At 42.6% G+C, this 2975-nt stretch carries 3 protein-coding genes; all 3 read left to right on the top strand.

Annotated features, from left to right (window positions below; genetic code table 11):
• A partial coding sequence (locus tag KDK19_RS18325; protein WP_257292535.1) for a hypothetical protein occupies nt 1-182 on the top strand: 182 nt, incomplete at its 5' end.
• A gap of 444 nt (nt 183-626) precedes the next feature.
• Nucleotides 627-2423 (top strand): hypothetical protein, encoded by a 1797-nt coding sequence (locus KDK19_RS18320; protein ID WP_257292534.1) that lies wholly within the window; start codon nt 627-629, stop codon nt 2421-2423.
• Nucleotides 2424-2701: 278 nt separating this feature from the next.
• A complete protein-coding gene (locus KDK19_RS18315) occupies nt 2702-2953 on the top strand; it encodes a hypothetical protein (RefSeq protein WP_257292533.1) in 252 nt (83 codons plus the stop codon).
• Nucleotides 2954-2975: the final 22 nt, after the last annotated feature.

Raw genomic sequence — 2975 nt, 5'->3', positions numbered from 1 at the left:
TGCCGGGAGAGCTTGAAAAACTGGAAGAAGAGTTAATCCAGCTGGAAGAGGCTATCGCCGATCCGTCTTTCTATCAGGGTGATCAGGAGGTTGTGCAAACCACTCTGGCACGTCTGGAAACCGTCAATCAAGATATCGAAGAGAAGATGGAGCGTTGGGAAGAGCTCGAAAATATGAGTTAACAGGTGTTCCGTTTTCAATTGGGAGTTAGCAGATGTCATTGTGCAGCTAACCCCCAATGAAACGGTATTACTATCCTGCTATTTATCACAAGCCAGTATCATTAAAACTGGCTGATCAGCTCAATAATGTTTTCCGTGCGTGCAAAGTCGTGGGAGTATCCAGAGAGACTTTTTGCCGCGTTCAAAACGCATGTGGCGAAGGTGTTATTTAAGCCAGAGCGAACCCGTCAGGAAAAATGTGCTGTGATCGGACGCCCGTGTAAATTCTGGAATCAGGCAAAGTACACTTTAAATAGAGCAGGTCTTCTGAATCTGGCATGACGTTACAAACGACAATGAACGTGTGAGTGTCAGGTCAGATGCTGGTGGCTACAAAATAAAATTTGGCACTGCTGCAATTCCTGGACTACTTTTCGGGGGCATTCAAACACGGGCTTAAGTAAAATGATCGGCAGCTCCAAGCCTCAATCACTGAGAACGGCAAGTTCATCGATACATTCCCATCATAGCAAGACCAATCAACTATTTTCAGTTTCCCTCGGTCTCATTATGGTTTGCCCTTGCTCAACCTTGCTGGCATTAAACCCTTTACCAACGCCAGTAGATGAGAGGTTTTTTCAAGAAAAGGGAGCAAAAGGGTCTGACTTACTATCCGATTTAATTAACCATAATGCTCTTATGGGGGCATTCCCTTTGGTCACCCCGAATGATACTGAACTTATCTTTGCCATGAACCCCGTGAATGAGCAAGAAGTAAATAAGAGTCAGGAACAGCAAGAACCGCAGGGAGCTGGAGCACAACAGATGCAGCCTTTAACGGACCTTTCGCTCCCGCCAATGTCCCGTGAACAAATTGTTGAAATTATCCGGAAATTGAATTCAGGCCTCCCGGAAGACAGTATAACCGCTCTGCTGAACAACATCCCGGAAACGCCCCCCAGTGACAACCTGACAATTGCAGGCATGATCAAGCAAGTGGAGGCTACTCTTCAGGTTGACGTTGACCAAAGTCAGAATGCAATCCTGGAAACTCTATCTCATATCCAGAGTACCGAGTCTCCTGTCGATCCGAACAATTCGCAACATCAACAAAGCCTTGCATATTTGATGCTGGCTTACTATGCAGCCATAAATTCAAGTGATGCTTCCTCTCAAGGAGCCCATGTTTTTTTTAATTCGTTCCTGCTTCACGCCGCTTACATGGCTGGAATACCCAGACTCCATCTGCAAAAAGATGGGCTATTAGGTGAAGATGGACCGATAAAAGATCAAGATGTTTTAAAAGAAAATGTTGCAAAATCATCTTTAGTATTCTCTGGACTGAAATTTTTAGCAACAGAACGCATTAAATTTTTGCAACAATTGGAGGATTCCTTAGAATCTGAGCAAAGCAATACATCAGCCGAGGCATTACTAAGAGACGCTGCCAAGCTGCTCAACGATGGCATTGACAGGAACGGAATATCGATTTATAAGCGACAGCAAATAACAGCTGAGCGAATGCTCGCGCTTATAAAAGAATATGGTGAAAATGAACCTGAATTAGTAGCCTGGAATAATCAATTCTTGAATTTAATTGATCTCTTGGGCCTGATGCTTGATCCTTTCGCATCAGAATATGTAGATCTGAATGCACATATAGTTAAGATAGAGGATTACTTTAGAAAGTCAGGTAAGGGGACAACCTTTTATAACTATATGGACAAAAAAAGGAAATTACTTAAAGAAATAAAAAAACTAATAGCAGACGCAATGCGTGACCACGAAAATCAAGAGCATAAATCATTTCTAAAATTATTGGGACACCTGAAGTCGTATATAGCGCAACAATTACACGTAGCTTTTCCTGATAAAAATGATTATCAAGTGATACAGGTTACTCTCGGTACAGGATTCAGAGCCCTGCGGGATCAATCATATGATTTATTGTTAGTGCTTTATGATATAACGACTGGCTCCGATGTCGTTGAGCAAGCTGACGAAGTCACGCATGTCGAGGCTGTAAAGGAACAACAAGAGAAAGAGCTTGGCAAAGAAGAGAAGAAGAAAAAACACCTTCAAAGAAGGCTGAACTACTTGAATGAATTTGTGCAGTGGCTCGATTGGTTCTTTCGCAGGCGTGTATGTGTTCCTGACCATTGTTACGATAGTGATTCAGAGAGTGATGATACCAGGAGCTACTCTGATGGAAGTGATTCTGAGGGAGATGATGTTGACACGCCAGAAGGTGTGACTCAGTAATTGAAATATTCACACTTACGAAAAGAAAGTGCCATGCTGGAAGTGGCCTATTGTAATGGGTAAAAATTTCTTGCTCTGATCGGCCGCTCATGCAAATTTTTGAATCATGCAGGGCGTACTTTCAAGGAGGTTTGGTCTTCAGTATCTGGTCTGACACTACAGACGACAATGAACCGATGAGTGTCAGATCAGATATTGGTGACGACAGCTTAAAGTTGAGCATTGCTGCAATTCCTGGACTACTTTACGAGAGGCATTCAGATACTAAAGGAAGTAGAATGATCAGTAGCTCCGGGTCTCAATTACCAGAAACAACAGGGTCATCGATATTTTTCCATCTTGGCAGGGCTAGGCAGCTATTCTTAGCTTCCCTTGGTCTCATTATTATGGCTTGTCCCTGCTCAACATTGTTGGCAGCAACCCCTTTATTGACGCCAGCGGATGTGAAAATTTTTGAAGAAAAGGGAACAAAAGACTCTGACTTCCTATCCAATTTGATCAACCATAACTTTTTTTATTTCTTTAAATAACTCATTTCTTTTTCTTCTACCG

This window comes from Endozoicomonas sp. ONNA1, from assembly GCF_024606325.1.
Taxonomy (GTDB): domain Bacteria; phylum Pseudomonadota; class Gammaproteobacteria; order Pseudomonadales; family Endozoicomonadaceae; genus Endozoicomonas_A.
This window is presented reverse-complemented; position numbering and strand designations above follow the sequence as displayed.

What these genes read in the sequence shown, in the direction of transcription:
- KDK19_RS18320 (WP_257292534.1), top strand. Translation starts at nt 627, where the DNA reads ATGATCGGCAGCTCCAAGCCTCAATCACTGAGAACGGCAAGTTCATCG.
- KDK19_RS18315 (WP_257292533.1), top strand. Translation starts at nt 2,702, where the DNA reads ATGATCAGTAGCTCCGGGTCTCAATTACCAGAAACAACAGGGTCATCG.